Annotated in this window: 20 protein-coding genes; 10 read left to right on the forward strand and 10 right to left on the reverse strand. The window is 53.5% G+C overall.

Annotation, left to right across the window (positions count from 1 at the left end; genetic code table 11):
• Positions 1 to 5: 5 nt before the first annotated feature.
• The 3 genes from ACIPZF_RS16015 to ACIPZF_RS16025 form a co-directional block, all read right to left on the reverse strand.
• The gene (locus tag ACIPZF_RS16015) at positions 6 to 1,082 is read right to left on the reverse strand and encodes a substrate-binding domain-containing protein (protein WP_400801094.1); all 1,077 of its coding nucleotides are present in this window, start codon (positions 1,080 to 1,082) and stop codon (positions 6 to 8) included.
• Positions 1,083 to 1,115: 33 nt separating this feature from the next.
• Positions 1,116 to 2,204 (reverse strand): substrate-binding domain-containing protein, encoded by a 1,089-nt coding sequence (locus tag ACIPZF_RS16020; protein ID WP_400801095.1) that lies wholly within the window; start codon positions 2,202 to 2,204, stop codon positions 1,116 to 1,118.
• A 140-nt stretch (positions 2,205 to 2,344) separates the two neighbouring features.
• Positions 2,345 to 3,598, reverse strand: a complete 1,254-nt coding sequence (locus tag ACIPZF_RS16025; RefSeq protein WP_400801097.1) for an MFS transporter — start codon at positions 3,596 to 3,598, stop codon at positions 2,345 to 2,347.
• A 427-nt stretch (positions 3,599 to 4,025) separates the two neighbouring features.
• Between ACIPZF_RS16025 and ACIPZF_RS16030 the strand changes: the two genes are divergently transcribed.
• From ACIPZF_RS16030 to ACIPZF_RS16045, 4 genes are all read left to right on the forward strand, one after another.
• The gene (locus ACIPZF_RS16030) at positions 4,026 to 4,967 is read left to right on the forward strand and encodes a helix-turn-helix domain-containing protein (protein ID WP_400801099.1); all 942 of its coding nucleotides are present in this window, start codon (positions 4,026 to 4,028) and stop codon (positions 4,965 to 4,967) included.
• 150 nt (positions 4,968 to 5,117) lie between these two features.
• Positions 5,118 to 6,524, forward strand: a complete 1,407-nt coding sequence (locus ACIPZF_RS16035) for an amidase (RefSeq protein WP_400801101.1) — start codon at positions 5,118 to 5,120, stop codon at positions 6,522 to 6,524.
• 339 nt (positions 6,525 to 6,863) lie between these two features.
• Positions 6,864 to 7,973 carry a phenylacetaldoxime dehydratase family protein gene (locus tag ACIPZF_RS16040; protein ID WP_400801103.1) on the forward strand — a complete coding sequence of 370 codons (1,110 nt, stop codon included), beginning with the start codon at positions 6,864 to 6,866 and terminating at the stop codon, positions 7,971 to 7,973.
• Between the two features lie 81 nt (positions 7,974 to 8,054).
• Complete coding sequence (locus ACIPZF_RS16045) at positions 8,055 to 8,954, forward strand: transporter (RefSeq protein WP_400801104.1); 900 nt, start codon at positions 8,055 to 8,057, stop codon at positions 8,952 to 8,954.
• 111 nt (positions 8,955 to 9,065) lie between these two features.
• Here the strand turns inward: ACIPZF_RS16045 and ACIPZF_RS16050 are convergent, their stop codons facing one another.
• The 6 genes from ACIPZF_RS16050 to ACIPZF_RS16075 form a co-directional block, all read right to left on the reverse strand.
• Complete coding sequence (locus ACIPZF_RS16050) at positions 9,066 to 10,082, reverse strand: LLM class flavin-dependent oxidoreductase (RefSeq protein ID WP_400801106.1); 1,017 nt, start codon at positions 10,080 to 10,082, stop codon at positions 9,066 to 9,068.
• A 2-nt stretch (positions 10,083 to 10,084) separates the two neighbouring features.
• The gene (locus ACIPZF_RS16055; protein ID WP_400801108.1) at positions 10,085 to 10,561 is read right to left on the reverse strand and encodes a nuclear transport factor 2 family protein; all 477 of its coding nucleotides are present in this window, start codon (positions 10,559 to 10,561) and stop codon (positions 10,085 to 10,087) included.
• Between the two features lie 563 nt (positions 10,562 to 11,124).
• On the reverse strand, positions 11,125 to 12,267 hold the full coding sequence (locus ACIPZF_RS16060; RefSeq protein WP_400801110.1) for an L-dopachrome tautomerase-related protein: 1,143 nt from the start codon (positions 12,265 to 12,267) through the stop codon (positions 11,125 to 11,127).
• A gap of 163 nt (positions 12,268 to 12,430) precedes the next feature.
• Positions 12,431 to 12,973, reverse strand: coding sequence for a 2,4'-dihydroxyacetophenone dioxygenase family protein (locus ACIPZF_RS16065; RefSeq protein ID WP_400801112.1), 543 nt, complete (start codon positions 12,971 to 12,973; stop codon positions 12,431 to 12,433).
• A gap of 197 nt (positions 12,974 to 13,170) precedes the next feature.
• Positions 13,171 to 14,076: a helix-turn-helix domain-containing protein gene (locus ACIPZF_RS16070; protein ID WP_400801114.1), complete on the reverse strand. Its 906-nt coding sequence runs from the start codon at positions 14,074 to 14,076 to the stop codon at positions 13,171 to 13,173.
• 498 nt (positions 14,077 to 14,574) lie between these two features.
• Positions 14,575 to 14,982, reverse strand: a complete 408-nt coding sequence (locus tag ACIPZF_RS16075; protein WP_400801116.1) for a cupin domain-containing protein — start codon at positions 14,980 to 14,982, stop codon at positions 14,575 to 14,577.
• Positions 14,983 to 15,206: 224 nt separating this feature from the next.
• Here ACIPZF_RS16075 and ACIPZF_RS16080 point away from each other — a divergent pair, with 224 nt between their 5' ends.
• On the forward strand, positions 15,207 to 17,591 hold the full coding sequence (locus ACIPZF_RS16080) for a membrane-bound PQQ-dependent dehydrogenase, glucose/quinate/shikimate family (protein ID WP_400801118.1): 2,385 nt from the start codon (positions 15,207 to 15,209) through the stop codon (positions 17,589 to 17,591).
• A 38-nt stretch (positions 17,592 to 17,629) separates the two neighbouring features.
• Here ACIPZF_RS16080 and ACIPZF_RS16085 read toward each other — a convergent pair whose 3' ends face one another.
• Complete coding sequence (locus ACIPZF_RS16085; protein ID WP_400801120.1) at positions 17,630 to 17,935, reverse strand: DUF2790 domain-containing protein; 306 nt, start codon at positions 17,933 to 17,935, stop codon at positions 17,630 to 17,632.
• A 164-nt stretch (positions 17,936 to 18,099) separates the two neighbouring features.
• On the opposite strand from ACIPZF_RS16085, the gene ACIPZF_RS16090 reads away from it, so the two are divergent.
• The 5 genes from ACIPZF_RS16090 to ACIPZF_RS16110 all read left to right on the forward strand — a co-directional run bounded on the left by ACIPZF_RS16090 (position 18,100) and on the right by ACIPZF_RS16110 (position 24,935).
• Positions 18,100 to 18,783: a response regulator transcription factor gene (locus ACIPZF_RS16090; protein ID WP_400801122.1), complete on the forward strand. Its 684-nt coding sequence runs from the start codon at positions 18,100 to 18,102 to the stop codon at positions 18,781 to 18,783.
• Entirely contained in the window at positions 18,780 to 20,147 is a 1,368-nt protein-coding gene (locus ACIPZF_RS16095) for an ATP-binding protein (protein ID WP_400801124.1), read from the forward strand. Before ACIPZF_RS16090 ends, ACIPZF_RS16095 begins: the two co-directional genes overlap by 4 nt.
• Positions 20,148 to 20,413: 266 nt before the next feature.
• Positions 20,414 to 21,847, forward strand: coding sequence for an ABC-three component system protein (locus tag ACIPZF_RS16100; RefSeq protein ID WP_400801126.1), 1,434 nt, complete (start codon positions 20,414 to 20,416; stop codon positions 21,845 to 21,847).
• Positions 21,844 to 22,548 carry an ABC-three component system middle component 1 gene (locus ACIPZF_RS16105; RefSeq protein ID WP_400801128.1) on the forward strand — a complete coding sequence of 235 codons (705 nt, stop codon included), beginning with the start codon at positions 21,844 to 21,846 and terminating at the stop codon, positions 22,546 to 22,548. Before ACIPZF_RS16100 ends, ACIPZF_RS16105 begins: the two co-directional genes overlap by 4 nt.
• On the forward strand, positions 22,545 to 24,935 hold the full coding sequence (locus tag ACIPZF_RS16110) for an AAA family ATPase (protein ID WP_400801129.1): 2,391 nt from the start codon (positions 22,545 to 22,547) through the stop codon (positions 24,933 to 24,935). Before ACIPZF_RS16105 ends, ACIPZF_RS16110 begins: the two co-directional genes overlap by 4 nt.
• Positions 24,936 to 25,050 lie beyond the last annotated feature (115 nt).

Consider the following 25,050-nt stretch of genomic DNA (forward strand, 5'->3'; position numbering starts at 1 on the left):
TGCGATCAAAATAATTTTTCGAGTTGTTCTTTTGGCAGCAAACTGGAAAGGTCTGTATCTGGTGGCGCCGACGGATCGCACTGTGGGTCGATCGACGCGAAGCTGTCTGCGTAAGTGAACGGCATCAGCGCCGTTCCTTCGCCATTGTCTGTTCCCTGGAAATCAGCCACCGCCCTGCGCATGGCGAAACGTCCGGTGGAGCTGGTTCCATCAAGCGTCAGGTAAGCAAATGCGTGCGGAGAAGATCGGCTGTTCAGGTACTTGCAGCTCAGCTCGTTATTGCTGGCCATCGTCGCCATCGCCGGAATGGGCTTGCCGGCTTGCTCGAAGGACTTGACCGCTGCCAGAGCAGTGACGCCGTAGTCCGTGGCGATGCCGTCGATGTCCGGGTACTTGGCGATGAGGCCTGCTACCGCCTTCTGAGCGGCTGCAGGATCCCAGTTGGTGACGACGAAGTCGTTGCTCAGCAAGTGCAGATCCGGATACTTCTTCAGCCCGGCCTTGAAGCCTTCCAGGAACAACTGGGAGGACTGCGCGCCAGGCGTCCCACCAAGGAAGATGACGTTGCCGCGCTTGAGGTGCGCGCCATACCAGTCCGCCCAGCGCTCACCAACCTTGGCGGTATCCTGGTAGACGTTTGCGGTGAAGTCTTTACCCATCGTCCCGTCGATCTTCGCCAGATAGGGCACGACAGTGACTCCGGCTTTGACGGCTTTGCGCATGGCAGGAATCTGAGCGGTACCGAAGTCAGGGAACATGACGATGATGTTGGCCCCCTGCGAGACCAGGCCGTTGATGTCTGCATTGGCTTTCTGCAAGTCACCGTTAGCGTTCGTGTAGATGAAGCGCGTAACGTTGGAACAGCCCTGGAGCTCATGCTTGATTTCAGCAAGCTTCACTTTCCGATCAGTGTTGCCGCCAACACCATCCGCGACAGCAATCACCATTGGCTTGTCACCGCACATGAGCTTTATGTCAGCGCCCTTCCCCAATACCGTTTCTTCAACAGCAAACACAGGGGTGGACGACAGTACCGAGACCACCAGAGAGCTGAGCGTTGCATTCTTCCAAACCGAGTTCATTGGGCATCTCCCCTTCGTACGATTGACGCCAAATCAGAAGAGCTCGTTGAGCTTTTCAGGTGGCAGAATTGAGCTCAAATCGGCATCCGGGGGCGCTGCTCGATCGCATTTAGGCTGAAGCCCTTTTGCAGAATCCGCGCTCGGGAATGGAATCACCCCCAGGGACTCTGGATTGGCTGTTCCCTGGAAGTCAGCCACCGCCCTGCGAACGGCAAAGCGTGCCAAGGTGGTCGTACCGTCGAGGGCAAAGTAGGGCCAGCTTTTGCCTGCGGCGACATCATCGATGTAGCGGCAGTTGAGCTCATTGCTGCTGGCGAGAGTGGCCTGAGCCGGAACCGGCAGGCCTGCTTGTTGGAATGCCTTTACGGCAGCAAGGGTGGTAGCACCGTAATCGGAGGCAATTGCATCGATTTTCGGGTATTTGGCGATCAGGCCAGCGACAGCTTTCTGGGCGTCAACGGGTGTCCAGTTGGTCACGATGTAGTTTTCGTCGAGCAACTTCAGGCCCGGGTACTTCTTCACGCCCGCCCTGAAACCGTCCATGAAGCGCATCGAGGAGCTGGCCCCGGGTACGCCGCCCAACAGGAGGACATTACCTGTCTTCAGGGTGCTGCCGATCCAGTCTGCCCACATGCCGCCGACACGCTCCTGATCCTGGTAGACCAGCGCTGTGTAGTCACGCCCTGGCGTGCCAGCAATCTTGGAAAAATAAGGCACCACGGTTACGCCCGCTTTGGTAGCCGAACGCAACGCGGGAAGCATGGCGTCACCAAAGTCGGTGAACGACACCATTACGTTGACGCCTTGAGAGACCAGCGAGTTAATGTCGCTATTGGACTTCTGCTGATTCCCGTTGGCGTTGGCGTAAATGAAGCGCTTTACGTTTGCGCACTTGCTCAGCTCATCCTTCACTTCCGCCAAAACGATCTTGCGCCAGGTATCGCCACCATGACCATCGGTCAACGCTACGGTCATGGGCTTGGTACCGCACATGGGGGTGATATCGGCACCCGCCCCCATCACTGCTACATCGTTAGCCATGGCTGGTTGAACCGCTGCCAGGAGCAAGGCTGCAGCGATACCACTCAGTGGTAATGACCAGCTTCTTTTTGCCAATTTCATACAGTGTCTCCAGGAGTGGCAAGCACACACCGTGTGCCTGATCTGTCTCCACTGTACGAACACTACAAACTGATGACGCGCCCCTGAGCGTCAAAATGAATTGACAATTTCAGCCACCCAAAACCGATCTGGAGCCGGATTTACACTCCACTAGGGGCTCTTCTCAGCGGCACCAACAAGAGCCCAAGCATGGCCGTAATCACGGCGAGCATGCAGGCAGAAGCATTCACGATACCGAACGCATCGACCGCAGCTCCCATCAAGATGATGCACGCGCCACTCCCCAGATAGCCTGCCAGATAGAACAAGGAGCCGAGGGTGGCGCGGTGTTCGGTTGGCGCCAAGGTCGTGAACACACCCATGGATCCGACGAAGCAGGCCCCATAGCCCACGCCGGAAATGATCGTGCAGATCAGAAATGTAATGGGCTGTTGTTCGTACAGCGCGTAAAGACACCCTGCCCATGAGGCCACCAGCAGCAGTCCACCCCACCGCATGACGCGCTCAGGCACTTCCTTACGTGCAAAATACTGGGTCAATCCCGCCACTGCTTGGAACACCGTGACGAGCAACCCAGCTCTGGCGTGACTGGAGTGGGATATGGTTGTGAGCGTGCTCAGCACCATAGAAGGCCCAAGCGCGACGAAGACAGAACCCACAGACCAAGCCACCACGAGCAGGCAGCTGATCCTGGAAAACGGCTTCCATGAGCCCGCCATTTGAGATGAAAGTCCGCGCTTGGCCACTCCGGGGAGGCGGGACACTTTCTTCGGTGCACTCCAAGGAATCAGACACAATCCAACACCGGTACCAATCGCGAGCAATGCGTTCCAGGCAAAGGGTGTGACCAAAGGATAGAAGTCAAAGGCCAACGCCACGGAACTCAATACAGGCCCCAGTGCGGCGCCAAGCGTGAACGAGACGGTCGCAAAAACGGGAGCCAACGATCGGTTGTCACGCGCATCGAAGCCGACCAGCGAGGCGTTTGCACTGCCGGTCAATGCGCCTGTTCCAACGCCGGCTAGGAAGCGGCCCAGGAACAATCCATCCAAGGTGCTGGAAAGCGCGAATACGATCGACCCCAATGCAACGATCACCAACGCAGGCACTATCACGATGCGTCGATCGGCAAGTCGGTCTGAAAGCTTGCCCAGAAGCGCCAGGGAAAGCAGTACGCCGATGGCGTAGATCGCAAACAATGCTGTCAAGGTGGTGGAGGTGAACTGCAGAGAGATTTGATAAACCGCATACAACGGCGAAGGTGCGGTGCTGCCTACCAGCGCACTGAGTATCGCAAGTGATACTAAAACGCGCGCCTTCAATAACGAACCGGACGATGTCACGACAAGGTGCTCTGAGAATGAAGGGGGCAATATTTTAAAGCGGTCAACCACCAACCACCTTGCTTATCCGGCCAAAGTCATTAGCCCCAGGAAGACAGAAAGGGCTGGTTGAAAAGGCTGGATTTTGACGCGTTACGTTTTTTCCAATATCCATGCTAAGCACGGGAACACTTGGCTATTCCAAGCAGTTACCGATCATCACAATCTTTGGCGTGACTCACTGCGCCTCGCGCTCATCACCTCTTCAACCCCAAAATGGTGCAGCGTTGCCTCGAGACTCCCGGAAAAGTGCACGGAGCGCTTCGGTAGATACCGTAACAGACGCACTGAGCTCACCTTGAAAGCCTTGTCATTGCTGAAGACGTTGCCCATTCCTTGGCGTCTGGGACGGGTATCAGCCTTCATCGGTCATAGATTATTGAATTGATGGCCTAAAAATTGCTGTTGTGATGGAAGTGAGCGTCTTTTGGAGTAAGCCATGATCAACCATTACAGCACCCAGCCTGTCGCACCGAGGGAGCGGTTCGACTACTGGAGCGAGGTGATCTCCTCGTTGCACTGCGTGGCAGATAGCCAAGCCCTGAACCCAACACATTTCGATGCCGAGCTTTCCATCCATCAGGTTGGCTGCATCCGAGTCAGTGAGATTGCGAGTTCGGGCTTAGGCTACAAGCGCAACGCACGAAATATGGCCAGTGCGCCTTCGGACAGCTATCTGTTCTCGTTTCTGCAGAGCGGTCGCGCCAATCTGGAGCAGGACGGCCGGAAGGTTGTGCAGTGCGCGGGAGACATGGTGCTGTATGACACGGCCCGAGGCTTCGATTACGACTTTCAAGATGACTACAAAATTGTAGTGCTCAATATTCCGCGAAAGCAGCTGCTCTGCCGGCTGCCTGAAGCAGAACGAATGACAGCCATGAAGTTCAACGCACAAGGCGCCATGGGAAGCTTGCTCTCCTCCATGATCCTGAATGCAGTGAATCTCGAGCTGCCTGAGTTTTCAAACGCCGCCGCCAAGGTCAGCTCGTCATTCATCGACATCCTTGCGGCAGCAATGGAATGCGAATTCGCTGATGCAAAGGGCTTGGGGAGCCGCCACAGTGACCTGTTGGCTAAAACGAAGAAATTCATGCTGGCCAACATCGACAACCCCGACATGGACATGGACAGCATCGCCTCGGTCTTGGGCGCATCGTCTAGAACTCTCAGTCGATTGTTCGCCGCCGAAGGCACCACGGCCATGCAGTGGTTGTGGCAGCAGAGACTCGCCAACAGCTATGACGCGCTCACAGAAGGTCGGGCACGGCTGGTGGCCGAGGTCGCGGTAAGCAACGGCTTCAGCAATTTTTCCCACTTCAGCCGGGCGTTCAAAAAGCAATACGGTGTACCGCCAAGCGCCCTCGTGCGTAAAGCGAGCTAGAGCGCTCAATTGTCCACATCAGAAAAGGCAAACTGGCAGCCTGGGTACATTGCCCTGGCCTCAACCCCTCTACAGTAACAGCAAGATTAGGCTCAGGCCTGGCTAAGCCAGGCCTTGGGTTAAAGCCTTCCTACTGTAGAGCACTTACCAATGCCGTCACTGCCTGACACCCCCCTCTACGAGCTCGAAGCTCTCGAAATTGCCAAACTGATTCGCGACGGCGAGCTCTCAAGCGTTGACATCACTCAACTGATGCTTCACCGCGTTGACACACTCAACCCACATCTTCACAGCTACATCTGCTTCATGACAGAGTCTGCGCTAGCGTGCGCCTCCCAAGCTGATGCCGACCTGGCCCAAGGCATCGTCCACGGCCCACTTCACGGCGTTCCACTTAGCGTCAAGGACATGTTCATGACGCGCGAAGCCCCCACAACGGCGGGCATGCCGATTCATCTGGACAATCGATCCGATGTCGATGCGACACCCGTCAAACGACTGCGCGATGGCGGTACTCCGATTCTTGGGAAGCTCGTACTGACTGAAGGCGTCTATGCCGATCACACCCCGCCGTTCCGCGCACCAGTCAACCCTTGGAGTGCTCAGCACTGGTCGGGCGCTTCCTCAAGCGGTAGCGGCGTGGCCGTTGCCTCCGGCATGTGTTTCGCGGCCCTTGGTTCCGAGACCGGCGGTTCGATCCGGTTACCCTCGGCAGCCAATGGCGTCACAGGGCTCAAGCCAACCTGGGGGCGCGTATCTCGGCATGGCGCGTTCGAACTCGCGGCCTCACTCGATCACGTCGGGGTACTCGCCAAAAGTGTGGCGGATGCCGGCGCCATCTTGGGAACCATCGCTGGCCGAGATGTGCTTGATCCCACCTCCTCCTGCAAGCCTGTTCCTGATTACCTAACTGCCATGCAGGCCCCAATCAATGGGGTGCGCATTGGTGTGGATTGGAAATGGATCGCTGGCCTGGCCAACCTGGAGGTTCAAGCCAGCCTGCGCAAAGCACTGCAGATCCTTTGCACGCTGGGTGCTGACGTCGTCGAGATCAGCATGCCGGATGTACAAGCCATGATCGATGACTGGGTACAAGTCTGTGCTGTACAGACAGCCTATGCACATCGAGAACATTATCCACAACGCAAGCAGGAATACGGCGCAAGCCTTGCGCACCTGATCAATATTGGCCAGAACATGTCCGGCATGGCCTATCAGGAGGTATTGCTGCGGCGCGCCGACTTCACAGGGCGACTGGAGGCAGTATTCCAGGGCATTCACGCTATCGCCATGCCGGTGCTCCCGTTCGCCGTGCCTGATCTGGAGCGTATGAAGAACGTCGATCTGGAGCTCATCGCAGCCCTCCACACGTTCACCTGCCCCTTCAACATGTCTGGAAGCCCTTCATTGACCCTGCCCTGCGGTGTCGACCAGAATGGCTTGCCATTGGTGTACCAGCTCGTGGGCCCGCACTTCAGTGAGGATCAGTTGCTCCAGATAGGCCATCAATATCAACAGTCCACCGATTGGCATCGTAGAAGGCCTGTGATCGCCTGAGATCCTGGTTGAGGAGCATGAGGCAATCGTGCTCCTTAACACTTCTGAACGTCTTCGGATTGCCCTCCCTTCCTTTGACAAACCCCACCTTCACCACATCCTGACTGCGGCATACATTCTCACCCAAACGACTCCAACTCATCGTATTTAGATTGCGCAAATTACCTATTAGAAACCGCAACAAGTGTGTCCAGTCAAGGCATGACCACCTGTCTGTCACAGAACAGTCATCTCCCATCTAAAGGGTTAAGCTTCAGATTAGTCCCCTGAGGAAAGTTCAACGAATAATAATAGCAGTATGGGATACCTCCCTGCCTTCTCAAAACAGGAACTAATTAGATGACTGAGAGCAAATGCCCGTTCAGCAACTTAGCTGAAAACAATCCGCCCAAAGAATCCGATGAGCTGCCGAAGACTTACCCTGGCCGTATCGTCTCATTCCCAGATGACGTAGATCATCTTGTCTTTGGAATGTTCGGCATTCAGCATACTGATGAAAATCTGACCGAGGTTCCCACCTATCTCTCTGAGCTCATTGAGCTTTTGCAGCTCCCCCATGGTGCCATGTCAATCGAGCGAGCACATCATATCGATAAACAGGGGTTCCATAATCAAGTAATCCTGGGGTATTGGCTCGGGCGTGATTCTTATGACCTTTGGGTTGAAAGCCCGACTGTCAAATCGTGGTGGGCTAATCGATCGGTGTCGGGGCACTCTAAAATTGGTTACTGGCGAGAAGTCATGAGCCCGTCACAGGATCACTTCAGTTACGGGGCTGGCAAGGACGAAAAGTCAGGAAGCGCAGCTATACTGCCCTTGATTCCAAGCGACCGTTTTGGCTACTGGGGAAGTTATCGTCACCGAATAAATGCATCAGCAACCGACCAACTAAAAAGCCCACTACCAGCCCTCCCTGCGCCTCAACCAGCTAACTCTCGAGGTTTACGCCTGAAGGTCAAAGGCCCAGACTATATGTGTTTCATTCGCGAGGCCCAATATTGGGAGAAGTGCGGGGAGAAGGAGCGCGCGGTTTGGCACGACAAAATGGTTGCCCCTGTCCAGACCTGGATTGACTTCCTATCCAGCAACCCTGTGCAGACCGGCTGCATGAGCATTCGGTTCTGCCGGGAGCAGGATGTGATGGCCGGCACTCCGTTGGATCGTCAATCGCAGTTCGGTTTACTGCTTTCTCTCGGTCACATTGAGCAAGCTGCACGCACACAAGCCTCTCACCTCTGTGTCCGAAAAGAATTTACAGATCTCTACGTCGAACCTGAATACGTACCGCAACTTCACCCATGGGTTGAAGTGCACATTTTGAAAAGCAACGAGCTTTTGACTGAGTACATCAACTGTCACGAGTTAACTGGCTTGCTACCGTACTTTGCATCTCAGATAGCTGACCCTTCGGAGAAATTTACTTTTTCGACGGAACTTCCCGAAAGCTAGTAGTAGCAGTCAGCGATATCCAGCAATTTTAAAATAATAGCCCCAAGGTCGGGTCACAATATTGCCGATGGATACAATTCAATGAATACATTCACACTTCGCTACGTCAAGCCAATCATTCTTGGGCCCGCTTTCCTAGTGTTTAGCATGCACTCCAACTTCGCCCATGCAATAGGCGCAGACATTGGTGACTGGGTTGCGCCGATGCCTGGTCATGATCTATTAGCTCTGTATGGCGTGCATACCAAGAACAGCAAAATTTATGAGGACGGGCATGTCACTGACAAGCAGGCACAACTGGATGTGGATTTTGGCTTGTTGCGCTACACGCACCCCATGTATTGGGGGTCATGGATAGCCAATCCCCAGATCGCAATCCCATATGTAAACTACGAGCCAAAAGGGGTTAACACACTGAACAAAGCATCCGGCGTAGGGGACGTCTTCATTGTGCTACCGTTTTGGCCGCTAGCAGACCGCGCGTCTCGACACTACTTCAGCGTTTCACCATTTCTGTACATACCTACAGGGGAGTACAAATCTGACAAGGCTTTAAATCCAGGCGAAAATCGCTGGAAAGCTGCCCTCCAGCTAGGATATCAAAAAGGTCTCGGGGAAAACTTCAATGTGGAATTGATTGCTGACGCAACAGTGTTCGGCTCCAACCAAGACTATGGCCCTAACAGACTCAAGCTCACTCAGAAGCCGCTCTACGATATCCGAGCTGCAATCACTTACCAGTTCAACGACAATCGCAACACACTCATGGGCTTCGGTGTCCAACAAGTCTTTGGCGGTGAGAACAAATTAGACGGGGTTGAAGCTGACGATCGCCAGAAAACCACGTCTGTTTATGCTCAAGCGAGTGCATTCGTCACCCCCAAGGATCAGTTGCTTTTTTCAACCACCAAAGACATTGAGACAGAGTCAGGTTTCAAGCTCGACTACCAATTTAAAATACGTTATCTGCATGTCTTCTAGGGATTACTCGAAGGGAGACCCATCGACGAAAGATGGTGCCACTAGAGAGCCTCAGAGCTCCTAGTGGCGTTACAGATTCGCCGGGTACATGCAGACGTCTCACCCAGTCTTCTAGATTGACTTGGCCATTTCAACGATCAAACCTTCGAGCGCTTTTAGACGTGCAGCCTCACCGGGCATCATGATGTTGACCATGACTTCGTCAGTCCCATACAGGTCAGCAAGCGCGTTGAGCTGAGCCACCACATCATGGGCTGTTCCTGAGATGAGCCTACCCTGGTTTCGCTCACGTGTGGCCAGCTCTTCTGACGTCCATCGGTGATCACGCGCGTTAGCGAGCGATGGTACTCGGTCAAGCGGACTGGCGCTCTCGGCATAGGCAAGCCAGAGATGAAATGCAGATGCGTAATCCCGCGCCTCCTCGTCTGTTTCCCCTAAAGCCACAAAGACCGCAACGACCACTGTGGGCGACGCAGAAAAGTCAGTGGGAATGAAGGCGCGTCTGTAGGCGCTTGCCGCGAGACGTCCATCTCCGCGCGGGTTAATGAAATGGGCAAACGTGAACCCAAGGCCAGCCTGAGCTGCGGCTTCAGCAGTGGCGCCTGATGCACCCAGCACAAATGGCTGTGGCATGCCGTGGGTTTCTGGATGCGCGCGCATGCCGGTATAGGGTGAGTTTGGCCCGTGTTTTCCGGTCAGGAAGCCGAGGAGATCCTCAACTTTCCGTCCATATGGAATGCGATCGCCCTTCTCATCGTTCAACGCCATGCTCGTGCGCTGATCAGCCCCAGGTGCCCTCCCGAAGCCCAGGTCGATGCGACCAGGGAAAAGCGCTTCCAGTAGTTGGTAATTCTCAGCGATCTTCAAGCTGCTGTAGTTTGGCAAAAGCACTCCGCCGGAACCCACTCTGATTGAGTTCGTAGCCGAAGCGATTCGAGACATCAGTATTTCCGGAGAGTTGCTCGCCAGCGCACGGATCCCGTGGTGCTCGGACACCCAAAATCTGGTGAAGCCACTCTCCTCGGCACGCTGTGCGAGGCGCACACTCGCGGCCAGTGCGTCGGCAGCGACTAACCCCTCATCGATGGGTGAATAGTCCAGGATGCTTAGTTTCAGCGCAGTCGTCATGATCACGCTCCTGCTGCCTGAGCGGCGCCGTTACCACCTGCGCTCTGGTTAGGCCATACCACCTCTAGCACGGAGCGATGGATCCGCCATTCACCATCGATACGTGAGTACTCATCGGCGTAGACCCCGAGCAGGAACAATGGATGTGGATCATCTTTAGATGCCGTTTCAAACCCTGTGAGATAGCAGCGCCCCACAGCCGTGTCAGGGCCGGTAATCTGGATCCAGTGGTTGGTGATCGCATGCATGAACGGGTAGCTTCCCCGTTGGTCACGATCGAATAGGCTGAATGCAGCGTTCAACCCGTCTCGGATTGCCGCGATGCCTTCCATTTTCCCGACGGTGACTTCCACCACCGCATCCGGTGAAAAGACCTGGTCAAGCGCTTGGACGTTGTTACTGTCCAGGTGATGGGCGTAGAGCGTTCTGAGCGCACGTATGTCTTCACGATCCAACAAATGTTGAAGAGTGCCATTCATAGGTTTGTCCTCTGTAATCAGTATCCAAGAGCGCGAGGATAGGCAGCTTGCTCAGGGTGGCGCTGGTCGGCTCCAGCCAGTCGATAAGCCCATCGGTTGCAGCCCAGATCAATCGCGCGAGGTAGGCCGAAGTGCAGGCCTCGGCCTTGATACCTCTACTGTAATTACCTGGACGGAAAAGATAATCGGCCCTGGATTCCATACATTTGTGAATCACAGGATGTAATCAAAGGGTCTCTTGTATCAGCTCGTGCGCTGAGCCCTTCTCCGGGGTGTCTGGGTTAAGGGGGCACGCTCAGGATCCCCTGCTGACCGTCACCAGGCTGTGGCGAAGGTGATCGGCAAAGTCATTGGACAGGCGGGATAGCATCTCGATGCAGTGCCCCGTACTGGTTTCCGAGGGAGTCGTCGCCTTGCAGTCCGAGCCAAGCGCGGCGGGGCTTGCTGGCGAGATGTCTGCCGTTCACTGACGCCCCACTTGTGAGTGACGTCGTTTCGCAATCTGCAGTCCGCTAACGCGTCCGGTGCAAAAAAGGGCCGCACGCGGCCCTGCTGGGGATCAATCACTGAGGCGTGATTTTGAAGATTGCACTGGGAGTGGTAGTTGCCTTTGGATTGAACCATGGGCTGTCACCGATGAAACTGGCGCTGACATACAACGACCCGTCAGGGCCTTGTGCAAAGCTGTCCGGCCATCGCATCCGCTTGTCCTTGAAGAGGGTTCTCAACGGCCCCCCCACCTTATCCGCGATTTCCACCGCATCTTCACTGGGATTGCTCACGAAGAACTGCCCCGCTGCGTCGATCCACAACCCGTCCGCAGGGTGTGTTTTGGCAACAGCTTTGGGCTGAACCGATTTCGCTCGTTCGGGATCATTTAGGTCAGCAGTGGGCACGCTGTAAACAGTGTCGCCGGTCAACGCTTGCCAATAGAACGTCTTGCCGTCGGGGGATATTTCGATGCCGTCTATGTTGAGCTGTAGCCCTTCTCCTTTGGGCGTCAGCAGCTTTTTGCCGTCAGCCATGAGGTAAAGATCCGCTGCGGTTTGGGTTGACGGGTGACCTGAGAGCGCACGCCACGACTTGCCAGTCTGCAGATCCATGACCACGATCGCTCCTGGGTATCCAGGGTTGGCCACATCGCTCAGGTAGGCATAGCGATCGTCCGGACTAAACCGGACATCATTCAATGAGGCCCCCTCTGGTACGGCCTGCTCATCGAAGTGCAACACCTTGTCGACCTGGTTTTTAACCAGATTGATGCGAACCAGCTTGGCACCGCCTTTAAGAGGGCCGCTGCGATGTGGGGTTGCCGGATCTACCACCCAGAGGTTGTCTGCGTGGTCAAACACGATAGCCTGGGCGGTGACGAACTGATGGGACGCATCGTTGCCCGAAGTTTCCGAGTTTGCGTTGCGGTAGCCATTCCAAGCCTTGTTCGGGTACATGATCAGCTTGCCATCAACCAGTTCTGCAAGACTCGTTTCGACATCCATGCTGATCCGGGGAAAACTGACAAAAATCCGACCCGCTTTTGAAACCGCCACTCCTGTGTTCTGTTGCTCAGGGAAAAATGCTATCCGCTCAACCTTCACAGGCCCCGAACCGAATGCAGGTGCGGTTTTTCCGATCAGGTCTGCCGCGTGCGTGACACCTGCGATGGCACAGCTTGTAGCCAGTGCCAATGAACAAAGCATTAACTTCATGCGATCACTCCGCAAACATGTAGACGATGGCTGACTCAACTCCAGTGTCCCAGTGTGCTGTTAGGCGCCTAGCCCCGACAGTTAAAAACGTTTAAACGTGCAACCGAAGATTGCATTAACGACGGGAACGGCTTACCACCAGCTGATTCGGCGACATCGCCCGTCAGGTATTGATAAAGCCAGTACGGGCACCACCGATCAGGGGAGGAACCGGGTCACCCTGAGCACGAAGCGCCTCGGCCCAGTCATTGATATGGCTCGCCGCGTCCAATACTTGGATGACCCTACGATCACTGTCCAAGATCAGCATGGCGCCGGTGATGATGAAGATGACATCTGTTTCGTCTTCATTGTCGTGCGGAATGGTGAGGGTGTGGATCGAACCAGGTGGCTCAAAAAGATAGGAGCCCGCCACGTTGTGGGGCGAGCTGTCTTTGTACTCTTGGTAGTACCAACGCCCCGCTAATGTGTAGGCGTATACCACGCCGGAATGGTGATGCGGAGGGAGCTGAACCCCGGGAGCCAAGCGGAGCCGCACCGCGAACGTATTGCCTTCGATGTCAGCGTGCAGGAGTTGCAGGCTCACGCCTGGAGCCCCGAAGTTCTTGGCGAATGGACGATTGTGCGTATCAATGTGCAGGGCTTCCGGAATGCCATGGGAGGCAACCTGAGCGACGGGGCGGGAAACGAGTTGGTCAATCAGCATATTCTTGTCCTTATAGGCAAAACAGAAAGCACACCCAGCAGGCATGGGAGCAGTGCTTTTCAATAGCCTAAAGGCGCAGGGTGTCACTGTGAATGATCCCGATCACGCTGGGCGAAATGTTAATTATCTATATATTTCAGTGAGTTATGATTGGTGCGCTGTGTCAGGAATCAAAAAAACGGCACACATCCATCACGTTATCGATTCCCCTTCAGTGCGCGATATTGCCCTGGAGTGACCCCATGACGCCGCCTGAAGGCAACCCCCAGGTGGGAGCCACTTGCAAAGCCGGTGGAATGGGCGACCTGGGCCAGGGTCAAGCTTCGGTCGGTCAGGAGTTGGCTCGCTTTCTCCACTCGCCTGGCAATCAGCATCTGGTGGGGCGTCATGCCAGTGCTGCGCTTGAATGCTCTGATGAAGTGCCCTTCCGACAGGCAGGCTATCGCTGCGAGGTCGGCAAGCACAACGTTCTGGGTCAGATTGGCCTGTAGAAACTCGTCGACCCGACTTAGCACACGCGCAGTCAGGCGAGTGGATGTCCGAGCAGGCTCACTCGGTAGTACCCGGTGACTGTAGAACTGAAGAAGATGCTCCAGAATGAGATCACCCATATGACTGAGCAACCTCGACTCATTGGCAGTTCGATTCAACATGTGGTCTTGAACAATCATCATGAACAGCGCACTCAACCAGGGATCATCCTTAGCGAAGCAAGGCTTTAGCCAGGGCGCTCGAGCAATACCCTGGGTACGCTGCACGTAGTCATCAAGTGCACCTTGAGAAAGGTACAGGTGGACAAAGGACAATTGCCCACCGAGTTCCCAACGGGTGCTCTCATTGCCGAGGAGCGTGATGCTGGCGTGCCTGGCCCCTTGACCTACGCAGCGGCCTGCTTTGAAACCGCTGACGCGGGTGCTGCCCGACAGGTGAAATATCAACGTACAGGCGGAGCTCTCCGGATGCGTGAACTGCACATCCTCGGTGTCCCACTGCGCAAGCGCCATGCGCTGGGTATCAGCACCGAAGCTCCATTGAGGCCCTGCGCCCAACTGCGCCTGAAGCGCTGACATCACGGGAGCATGAAATGGGGTGGAGCTATTCATACCAGCCTCTGATTTTTGTAGTTATCTGATCCAGTATCCCCTGAGGCCCGACACTGAACCATTGCACTTTTGCGGCCTTCACATGCACTTTCCACTGCTCCTCCCAGACCCGCATCAGAGTCGCAAGTCCATGCAGAGGCATCAATAATCTAGCGCCCGCCTCGCTGCTGTTTACGCTCAATCGCATCAGCCAGTAGCCGCCTCAGGAGCTCCAGGCGCAATCGGCTGCGGTTGAAAGTGGGAAGGACTGGAATGAGCCAGGCATGCGTTGCGCGCCATTGTTGCGCGCCATTAGAGTCAGGACAGGTATGGCCTGGACGCTGAGACTGAATGCTGACGGTACTCAGCTAGGCCGCGCTGAACCTTTGCATGTTTGCAGGAGGGACAAAAGGTGTTCGCCATGCTTGCAAGGTCATCGCAGCAGAGTTGGATCAGGCCCTCACCTTGGTGACGATCGGGCGAGCCACACCAACTCCAGTGCGTTTCACCAAACCCAAATCAGGGCTTGAGTACTTCCATCATCGGCTTGTCTTTCTCAACGACGTAGGTCGAGACGATGACGGTTTTGTGCGGGCCATTTTTGAACCAGTGCGGGGTATTGGGACTCACGATCGTAGTCATCCCGGGCTTCATTTCTTTAGCAGCCATACCCTGAATTGTCAGCGTGCCACCCCCCTCAAGAATGTAGCCAGACTCAATCCCAGCATGCTGATGCAAGGGCGCTTGGGCATTGGCCGGAATCTCGGTTCGCAGCACAGTGGTCTTGTAGCCTGGTGGATAGTCGGTTTCGGCCAGCAGTGTTTTGCTCGCCTTCGAGGCATCTGCGGCGTAGGCAGCCACTGGAGACATCAAGGCCCCCAGCAGCAACGTACCGATGAGAAATCGATTTTTTTCTGTCGCTTTCACGCTCAACTCCTTAACACGTCATTCAGAGCGCCGACGCTACCGAGCGCCAGTGGAGCGAGCCAGTTAAAAAACTTTAAACCTCCTCCTCCCCCCGATCCCGGATCATTCAGGATCTTTAAACACTGAATAAATGGGATCGGTACACAGTGAACCGCACAGGCGACACAGCGCCCGCTACCAGTCGGGCGATAGATAAGCCGCTATTCATCGGATACGGCATTTTCATGGTCATCGTGGGCTTCGCATTAGCCTACTTGGGCATCAGGCTCTCAATCGTTGGTGGATCTTGGTACTACCTGCTCGCCGGATTGGCCACCATCCTGGCAGGCGTGCAGATCATCAAGTTACGCGTAACCGGGGCCTACACGATTGGCGCGTTGAGCGTGCTGACGCTTGCATGGTCATGGTGGGAGGTCGGCTACAACGGTTGGGCGATGATTCCACGACTGGATTGGGTCATTGTGCTCGGAGTCATGTTGTTGGTAGCGGTGCGCCCGGCGCGTCGCACACTTCTTGGCTTCCGTGGCCGCGCCTATGTAGCGGCCACGGCGGTGCCCGCTGCAGCAGGCCTACTCACCATTCTGGTTCCATTGCTGGTTCCGCAGAACGTCAAAATAGCCGAGCCTGCGCTCGCGGAGAAACGGCCTGCCGGGCCGTTCAGCCGCCAACAGGTAGACTCCCCTGACGGTAATGTTGCTGGCAACCACGACGAAACCAACTGGACGGCCTACGCCGGCTCCAACCTGTCCAACCACTTCTCCCCTGCGAAACAAATCACCGCGCAGAACGTGGGGCAGTTGGAGAAAGCTTGGGAGTACCACACCGGTGACCTCCCAACCCCAGGATCCAAGATTCCCTACCTGAGTGAGAATACCCCACTCAAAGTCGGGTCGAATGTGTACGTCTGCACGCCATCGCAGCAAGTGATTGCATTGGACGCCGGCACCGGTAAGGAAAAATGGCGTTTTGATCCAAAAGCAGATCCCAAGGCCCTGGAAACTGCCGGCGCTTATTGCCGAGGTGTTGCCTACTTCGAAGTGCCCGAGACCGTTGCGGTGCAAAACTGCCGCAAACGCATCATCTGGGGTGTGACAGGTGGCCGTATGGCTGCGGTTGACGCCGACACCGGTGAATCGTGCAAAGGCTTTGCAGAGAACGGCTTTATCGACCTTTCAAAGGGTATCGGTAATTTCGCGCCGGGCTATTGGGGCAATACCTCCGCGCCAATCGTGATCCGAGGCAACGTGATCATTGGGCACATGGTGCGTGATGGCCAGGATCGCTATGCCCCGTCCGGCGTCGTACGTGCTTACGATGCAGTCACAGGCAAATTTGCCTGGGCGTGGGATCTGGGTAATCCGGGAGTGACTACCGAGCCTGGCCCGAATGAGCACTACACGCCAGGCACGCCTAACGTCTGGGCACCGATTGCGGGTGATGACGAGCTTGGCTTGATCTATGTCGGAACCGGTAATGCCTCGGGCGACTTTTACGGGTCGACCCGAACCAAGGCAGAAGAGGAATACACCTCGGCCATTGTCGCGATCGATGCCAAGACCGGTATCGAAAAATGGCACTTCCGAACCGTCAATCATGACCTGTGGGATTTTGATATTGGGCCGCAGCCCAACCTGGTCGACTGGCCAACCAAGACCGGTATGCGCGCTGCTGTCGTACAGGCGACCAAGTCCGGTCAGATCTTTGTACTTGACCGCGAAACAGGCGAGCCCCTGATGCCTGTCGAACATCTACCGGTGCCTCAAGGTGCCGACGGAGGAAACTGGACTGCCGCTACCCAGCCCTTCTCCACCGGCATGCCCAACACTGTGGGTGCGCCAAGCAAGGAGGCACGCGATCTGACCGAGAGCGACGCGTGGGGTATCAGCCCATTCGATCAGGCAATGTGCCGTATCCAATACCGCAGCTTGCGCTACGACGGTATGTACACTCCACCGATGACCACCGGCACGCTCGCGTATCCAGGTAACCATGGAGGCCTGAACTGGGGCGGCGTGGCCATCGATGTCCATCGCGGCATCATGACCATGAACACGAACAACCTGCCCTACGTTGAGCGCGTCATCAGCCGCGAAGAGATCGATTCCAAGGGCTCGAAATCTCTTAACCAAGGGGGTGGTTCGAAGGGTTTGATGCCTCAGGTCGGCCTTCCAATGGGTGCTGAGAAAGCCCCCTGGCTTTCGGTACTAGGCGTGCCTTGCATCGCCCCGCCTTGGGGCTACCTCAGTGGTGTTGACCTGCGTACCACGGATGTCATCTGGCAAAGGCCATTGGGAAGTGGATACGACACCGGCCCGCTGGGAATTCCATCACGGGTCAAGCTGGATATGGGTACCCCGTCTGACGGCGGCCCATTGATCACTGCCGGTGGTGTGACGTTCGTGGGTGCCACTCTGGACTACTTCATGCGTGCATTCGATAGCGAAACAGGCAAGAAGCTCTGGGAGGCGAGACTTCCAGCAGGCGCGCAAGGCGCTCCAATGACCTACGTCCAGGATGGTAAGCAATACGTTGTCGCTGTAGTGGGTGGCCACCAGCGGTTGGGCACCAAAATCGGTGACAGCGTCATCGCGTGGAAACTACCGGACTGAGCTGAACGTAAAACGCCTGAATAAATTCAGGCGTTTTTTTATTTGTAGCAAGACCCCACGTTTTTAAATATGACGGTACGTAAAGCATTCTCTCCATCGACATATGTCATCGCCATAGCGATGGGCTTGCAGCTTTTCACCTCCTCCGTAAACCCCACCACGTTCTTGATATCCAGGCTTGAACCGTATTTGTATTCGGCTACTACGGGGCGCGTTTGGTGGGTTCTGTCCGCATATGCGTTCATGCTTTGTATATGATCAAGCACGCGAGGATCACTTGCCAGGGTGCTGGCATGCACTGGCCAAGCGAGCGCCGCCAACATGTAGACCAAAGGTAATTTCATTGCCCTCTCCACACCTCCAAGGTTAAGTATTGCGACGCATACATCGCAACTCCTCACACTGTATAACCCCAAGCAATCGCTCAAAATATAAAGTATTTTAACTACCGCCCTCTTTTAACATGCTCTATAATGCGTAGGGGCAAACTCTATGAGAAGGCAACATTGTGAGAAACGCACTGTGCATTGAAGATGATTTAGTTACTGCAAGCGAAATCATCTTGGAGCTCGAGCGGGCGGGTTTCGCTGTCTCACATGCAACCGACGGCGCAGAGGGCCTCGCGCTAGCGCTCGGCAGCGACTTCGATGTCATCACCCTCGACAGAATGCTGCCTAATGTGGATGGTCTGGAAATAATTTCCAAGCTTCGCGCGGCGGGTCGAGACACACCAGTTTTGATGATCAGTGCGCTATCCGCGCTGGATGACCGAATTCAGGGAATCCGGGCAGGTGGCGACGATTACTTGATAAAACCCTTCGCTTCCGAGGAAATGGCCGTCCGTGTAGAGGCCCTGCTCCGGCGGCACAGCCGAATTGAACAAGCCACCCTTCTACAGGTCGGTGACCTGTCACTGCATTTAATACATCGTAAACTCACGTGCTCTGCCAACACCATTGACCTTCAACCCACTGAATTTAAGCTCGTCGAATTTTTTATGCGCAACCCCAACAAAGTAGTAACGAGGGGTTTGATATTTGAGGCGGTCTGGGGTTACAGCTTTGACCCTGGAACAAAGCTGATAGATGTCCATTTGACTCGGCTACGACGCAAACTCGAAGAATTGAACTGCAATGCCTGCATAAAAACCATTCGGGGATCTGGCTTTATTCTTGAGAGTCCGGCCCCATGAAAGCAAGCCCTTGGCGAACTACGGCGTTTCGGCTGACCCTGAGTTATGCGCTGATACTTGCTTTGACGCTGATGGCTTCAATGGGAGCCGTGTATTGGAAGTCGGCAGAATACTTCAGCCGAATTGGCGATATTTTTGTCATCGGCCAGGCCAGCGTCTTGGTACGCGTCCCGCCATCGGAACTCCCTAGAGAGCTAGAACAGCTGCAAACGGGGGATATCAGGGGAATCGCTCGCTATGGTTTGTTCACAAAAAACGGTGTACATCTGGCGGGCAATATTGACTCGCTCCCCGCCGACCTCCCGCTTGACGGAAATCCATACCGCCTGAATTTACCTGGCTATGAGTCAGGGGCAAGAGCCACCGCTCAACAGTTGCGCAGTGGCGAAATACTGGTCACCGGCTATGACGCAAAAACGTTAAGTGGAATTGGCGACATTCTATTGGACATCATCCTGTGGGCTGCCTCCATCTGCTTGTTGGGAGGTCTGGCACTGGGGTTGGTGCTGGCGGCCAGGCCGCTTAAACGGGTACATGAAGTCCAGATCATCAGTAAGCGGATCGCTGATGGGGATCTATCACAACGACTTCCGTTGAGTAAGCGTGGCGATGAGCTTGATGTGCTCTCGAGCCTGATCAACCAAATGATGGGAGAGGTCGAATATCTCCTGTCAGAGGTTCGAAGCATGGGAAATAATCTCGCGCATGATCTACGCACGCCGCTCAATCGCTTACGGGCAAACCTCCACCGCTTGATTGAAGATTACAGGGAAGAGGTTCCGGAGCGGCTGATGCCCCGTCTGTATGACTCACTTGAGGAAACGGAGCATTTGCTCACCCGCTTCCGGGCAATCCAGAGAATTTCCGAAATTGACAGCAGAGCGCGTCGCTCGGAGATGAGGCCCATTTCGCCTGAGGGTCTTCTCGAGCGTCTGGCTTCTGACTTTCAGATTGTCGCTGACGAGGCCAGTTTGCATTTTGAGCACATCGTGCATCCAAGCCATCACATACTGGCTGACGAGGAGCTTCTCGCTGAAGCCATTATCAATCTCCTGGATAACGCCATGAAATTCACGCCAGCAGGAGGAAAAGTACTGCTGGCGCTAAGGCAGGCTGATGCAGGGCCAGTTATCACGGTGTCCGACAACGGCCCAGGTGTTCCAGAGCGTGATAAAGAACGTGTGCTTCTCCGATTTGGGCGGTGCGCGAGAGATACTCAGGTTGAAGGAGGCGGATTAGGCTTGGCAATCGTAGCGGCGATCGTGAAGATGCATGGCTTCACGCTGGATCTCAAAGATGCAAACCCAGGCCTCACGGTAGAAATACATTGCACCGCCGCGCCTGACATCTCTTCTCCTGGCTAACCTTCAGCCCCCTTCCTCAGCAAGGCGTTAGGCCGTGGTGCATCACTGCAAAGGCCTAGGATGCTGTGTACCGCGCCGTTCTGGAGGATACGCCAACTTGGGGCAGCTCCTTGCTTATATAACAAGCCACAAACCCCACAGCTCTCCGAAAGAATGGCACATAGCCACATTTATCCATTAAAATCATCACGGCGTAGGGAGACGCTGCACTGTCCATCAGGCGTCCCCGCCCTGAAATTCTATGTGATGGTGCTGGAGATTTTCCGATGGCTTTCGATGCTTCACCCTCCTGGAGTGGATTCAACTACCAAGGTAAAGTCGCTTTACATCATGCGCTGACGCTGATAAATGCTCAGCCAATAGATCACGATTTTTCCAAAACAGATCTGATGCTTGAAGCCAATGAAGACTTCGAGATTATCATCAATGATGAGTCAGTCTCTTTTCATCAGGTGAAGGCTTATAATACAAGCACGTTCGATGAATACTCGGATGCGTTGTTCGGCCTGACGATTGAGTTATACAAAAGAGACGGCGTAAAAGGTTTCATTCACACCTGGCAAAAAGTCAATGATCGACCCCATTGCAAAGGTCTGATTGCGTCGGTCAAAAATGACTTCGTCAAAGTCCTCAAAGAATATCGGGACACTGAGCCGAAAGCCGGTACCATCTTGGAGACAGCCGCAGCAGGCGGAAAAAATCTTAAAAAGAAAGCTTCAATTCTTAGGGCGGCACTCCCTGGCCTGGACGCCAGCGATCTAGAAAAGATAATTGACGACATCATTGAGGATAAAAGTGACGCATTAAAACGTCTTGCTTGCTATGAATACAAAGAAGATGAGAGTTTTTGCGACCTGGACGATATTAATACCAATATAAAAAAAGAACTATCATTAGCGCTCGGCGCTCGCGGCATTTTGATCACTGACGAGCAGCTCGAGAAAGCATTCAACTACTTTTTGGGTGTCATGGATAGTTACATCATTGACCGGCATAAGGCGAAAACCACAGCCGATGCCAAACCTATCAAGTTTACTGAAATCATCAGCGCAGTAAATTTTGATCATGAAGATGTTGGAAAGAATTACATCGCTTGCCGATTCAAGGATAGATTCTCCCGCCTGATCGACGAGTACCTGGGAGATCAGGAGGATTATCCAACATTGGAATCCTCCGAGCCCTGCAACCTGAGGGCTGCGCAGAAGCTGCTTTTGTCACTGTCGCCCATTGACCTATGGGAGCACTACAGGCACTTTTCGCCACAGCTTCATCTGGCCAGCGGAAACAACACGGACAATGCCTTCAGTGCTAGCGACGAGGGCATCCGCTTTTGTCTGCTCAAAATACTTCACGGAATAAGTTTTTCCCGCATATCTCAGGATGCTGAGCGCTATAGGTTCTCCTATAAATCCTCAACAATGCCATCACAAGGGTATCTTCCTACGACCATCACCCCCATTGGCAGAATCAGCAATACCGTCCGCCAATTAAACTCAAATCCTTGCCTTGGCGATCTGCTCTTCGAGGTTCGAAACTTAATTCACTGTGGAACGGAAGTTCACCCGTTTGTACCGGACGTGGAGAAAAGTACAAAAGCTCCACCGTCGACCGAAGACAACCCCCGGGCCAAGCGTGACGATGTACTACCTTTGATCACCCTCCTCCCTCTCACTAATGCGAAGGACGTGCTTGCAGAATGATTACAATCCTCAACAACATCATGGCAAGCAATCGCTTCAGTGTGGTTGACGTCGACCTGACCGACAACTCAGTTGAATTCATTCTGTACAAGGCTGACAGCAGAAAAAGGCAAGAGTATTTCTTGATTGTTGATCTAAGTACGCTCAGCGGTGAAGAATTGAGGTACTTTTTGGAGCAGACATCCCAAGAGATATTCGAAGACATCCAGAATTCCGGAAAAGTAGAACTATACTTTGAAAAGAATTGCACGATGATCATTTGCCTCAACACCTCAGTAGAAAACCAAGACATGATCCTGGCACTTGAGGAAGACCCATATAATTTCAAAAAAAATGTCGTCAGGTACTCGGCCGGCGAGCTCGCAGCGCTAAACGGCTATCTGACTAGGCACTCTGTGACTGCAATCACTAACGACATCATTAATGACATTTTGAATGCCAATGGCGGCGCAGACTTTTTGGAATTTAAGCTTAATCACAAAACTGGAAGTCAGCTTTACTCCCTGATTACGCGTATCATCATGAAGCTATCGTTTCTGGTGTACAGCCCACGGGAGCAAAAACTAGAAAATCTTGCGGGGCAGATTGAAGCGGCCATACCTGTTGGACTCACTGAGACATTTGATAAGATCCTGACAACAGAATGGACGGACGAGGCAGTTATTGCAAATGTTGAATCGATTTGGGGAGGCCGAGCATGATTACGCTCAACAAGGTGACACTGAAAAATTTTAAAGTATATGGTGGTGACCCCTACACCATTAATTTTGAAAACAATCGACTCATTTTGCTAGATGGCCCTAACGGATATGGCAAGACATCCGTATTCGATGCGATAGAGCTTGCAATTACTGGCACTATTACTCGCCTCATTGTACTCGAGGGTCGTCAGAATCCGGCCGACATCGTGGTGGCCCATAACGGAAACAATGATGTTGAGATAATCATTGAATTCCTGAATGAAGACAACACAAAACGAGTCTTTCGGCGCAAGCTTAAGTCGAATATTTCAAATGCTGCTAGGCGCATTAGTAATTTCTCGGATCTTTGGGATATCCACGAAATTACTGGCACACAGACTATACCAGCCGATAAAACAACTTTTGATGAATTATTCAAAAGCAGAGACTTCGCCCGGGACTACTTACTTTTTCATTACATCGAACAGGAAGACACTTCACGCTTCCTGAAATCAAACTCGGAAACTCAGCGCGCCGAGAAACTTTCCAAGCTATTTGGCGACACCCTGGAGGCTGAGCAAAAGTTACTTAAGTTAAACGATGTAAAAAAGAGATTTCAAGCAGCTCGCCGGGACATAAATACTAAAGCCGAAAATATCAAAAGCCTACACAACCTGGAGGCAATTAAAAGCTTGTCAACAGGCGAAACAGAACAACATGCTTATGCTTTGCCCTGGCTTTCTGGGGACAAGTCTCCATTCTGGGATCGCCCGACAATAACGCAGTTAAACGAAGATCGATTGAATAAGGGGGTGGCTGAACTGGCGAAGATTCGCGCCCTCTTCACCCACAAAGATTTTTTCATTCGATCTAGGTGGTATAAGCGCGCCGTTAATGAACAAGAGCTCATTGAGCTTTACGTTGGTTATGCAAATACGTATCACAAGCATCAGCAGATAGAAGCCGACTATAGTACATATCAGTTCATCAACAGATCTCTAGAGCTGCTGAAAAGTGGTGACCTTAAAGTCATTCAGCAAAACTTGGATGCATCAGAGTTATTTCAGAAACTCAATCTTGAGTTCCCAGATGCCTTCATCAGCGCAATTACGGCATTGATTGATATCCAAGAGGCATCGCGAGGCATCACAACAATTTACACTGAGCTGATGAAGCATCATGTGGCTATGCATGACAGTATCAAATCTCAATCTACAGATACTGACTGTGCGCTGTGCGGCCATCACTACCCTACGCACGACGCTTTGAACACCGCAATCGCCGAGCATGGTCACCTTCTGCGCACTCAGCTTGGCGACCAGGATCGTACCTTGGTGTTAGCACGAGAAACCTTCGAACACACGCAGCTCAAACCGTTGCTCAAAGCATGTATCGAATTCCTCGACCTCCGAGAACCCCCATCACAACTTGATTTGTCTAAGCTAGCAAAAGCCTCCGCCTCTAAAGATAGGTTGGAACGGTTACGCGGTTGGTTGGTCAGAGAAGGAATTTCTGATGAAGACCTGATTGCTATGGCCTTCCCAGTTACTGGTGGGCAAGCTTATATATCAGAGAAGTCTGAATTGCTGTCGGAGCGAATTCGGTCGCGTATCGGGCCGACCCCAGACGGGTACAACGAACTCTTTGATGACGAGGTTTATGAGCGCATTTACCTTGATTACTTCGATCAGGAAAATGAAAAGCTGCGAGTATTTGACGAGTCGTTGCTCGATCGTAAAGAGCGCTATATCAGGTCTCAATACTTCAGCTCACTAACTGAAGTGGCTGAGCGACTACGGAAACTAGAGCTGCAAGGGGGGCTGCTGGATAAGGCTCTTGTTGACACTGGCACTCTGATCGACGTAGTCAGCAATCAAATAGGTCAGTACCGGAAGAAGCTGATTACCGACATTGAAATTCCGTTCTTCATATACTCTGGAAAAATTCTCCAGAGTCATCAGGCTGGAGATTGTCAGGGCGTATTCATTAAGGATCCTCTAGGCAATGATGTATTGAAAAATGTCCGACTGGTATCTGACTGGGCAACAGATCATGACATCATGAACACAATGAGTTCTGGTCAGATTTCTGCAGTGGTCATCGCGCTCACGCTGGCACTTAATCGCGTCTACGCCAAGAACTTTTCAAGCATTCTGATTGATGACCCCGTTCAGACCATGGACGATATCAACATGTCCTCTCTTGTGGAGTTGCTTCGAAACGACTTCAGCGACCGGCAGATCATTATGTCGACCCACGAGGACAAGGTTTCTAGGTACTTCACATACAAGTACATCAAACACAGTGGTAAGGTAAAAATTGTCAATCTCATGCAGCGTAAGGAGTACGAACCTGCCAACAGCTACATCTATCGCTCAGGTCTGAAAGCTGACGCTCCAGCAGGATAAGCCGCGCCTTTCGAGTAGGCGTGTAGCGCAGTCTGTACTTGCTATACGTCTTCTCGGGCGCGACTCACCCTTTGGCATTTCAGCGCGCCAGATATCTCGTCATGACGCGTTGAAG

It is taken from the genome of Pseudomonas sp. NPDC089752 (assembly GCF_044748725.1).
Lineage (GTDB): Bacteria > Pseudomonadota > Gammaproteobacteria > Pseudomonadales > Pseudomonadaceae > Aquipseudomonas.

Coding starts and splice junctions, on each gene's coding strand:
- ACIPZF_RS16085 (WP_400801120.1), bottom strand. CDS start 17,935: ATGAAATTACCTTTGGTCTACATGTTGGCGGCGCTCGCTTGGCCAGTG.
- ACIPZF_RS16065 (WP_400801112.1), bottom strand. CDS start 12,973: ATGCTGATTGACCAACTCGTTTCCCGCCCCGTCGCTCAGGTTGCCTCC.
- ACIPZF_RS16110 (WP_400801129.1), top strand. CDS start 22,545: ATGATTACGCTCAACAAGGTGACACTGAAAAATTTTAAAGTATATGGT.
- ACIPZF_RS16100 (WP_400801126.1), top strand. CDS start 20,414: ATGGCTTTCGATGCTTCACCCTCCTGGAGTGGATTCAACTACCAAGGT.
- ACIPZF_RS16055 (WP_400801108.1), bottom strand. CDS start 10,561: ATGAATGGCACTCTTCAACATTTGTTGGATCGTGAAGACATACGTGCG.
- ACIPZF_RS16050 (WP_400801106.1), bottom strand. CDS start 10,082: ATGACGACTGCGCTGAAACTAAGCATCCTGGACTATTCACCCATCGAT.
- ACIPZF_RS16070 (WP_400801114.1), bottom strand. CDS start 14,076: ATGAATAGCTCCACCCCATTTCATGCTCCCGTGATGTCAGCGCTTCAG.
- ACIPZF_RS16080 (WP_400801118.1), top strand. CDS start 15,207: ATGGTCATCGTGGGCTTCGCATTAGCCTACTTGGGCATCAGGCTCTCA.
- ACIPZF_RS16020 (WP_400801095.1), bottom strand. CDS start 2,204: ATGAAATTGGCAAAAAGAAGCTGGTCATTACCACTGAGTGGTATCGCT.
- ACIPZF_RS16045 (WP_400801104.1), top strand. CDS start 8,055: ATGAATACATTCACACTTCGCTACGTCAAGCCAATCATTCTTGGGCCC.
- ACIPZF_RS16035 (WP_400801101.1), top strand. CDS start 5,118: ATGCCGTCACTGCCTGACACCCCCCTCTACGAGCTCGAAGCTCTCGAA.
- ACIPZF_RS16040 (WP_400801103.1), top strand. CDS start 6,864: ATGACTGAGAGCAAATGCCCGTTCAGCAACTTAGCTGAAAACAATCCG.
- ACIPZF_RS16060 (WP_400801110.1), bottom strand. CDS start 12,267: ATGAAGTTAATGCTTTGTTCATTGGCACTGGCTACAAGCTGTGCCATC.
- ACIPZF_RS16105 (WP_400801128.1), top strand. CDS start 21,844: ATGATTACAATCCTCAACAACATCATGGCAAGCAATCGCTTCAGTGTG.
- ACIPZF_RS16030 (WP_400801099.1), top strand. CDS start 4,026: ATGATCAACCATTACAGCACCCAGCCTGTCGCACCGAGGGAGCGGTTC.
- ACIPZF_RS16095 (WP_400801124.1), top strand. CDS start 18,780: ATGAAAGCAAGCCCTTGGCGAACTACGGCGTTTCGGCTGACCCTGAGT.
- ACIPZF_RS16015 (WP_400801094.1), bottom strand. CDS start 1,082: ATGAACTCGGTTTGGAAGAATGCAACGCTCAGCTCTCTGGTGGTCTCG.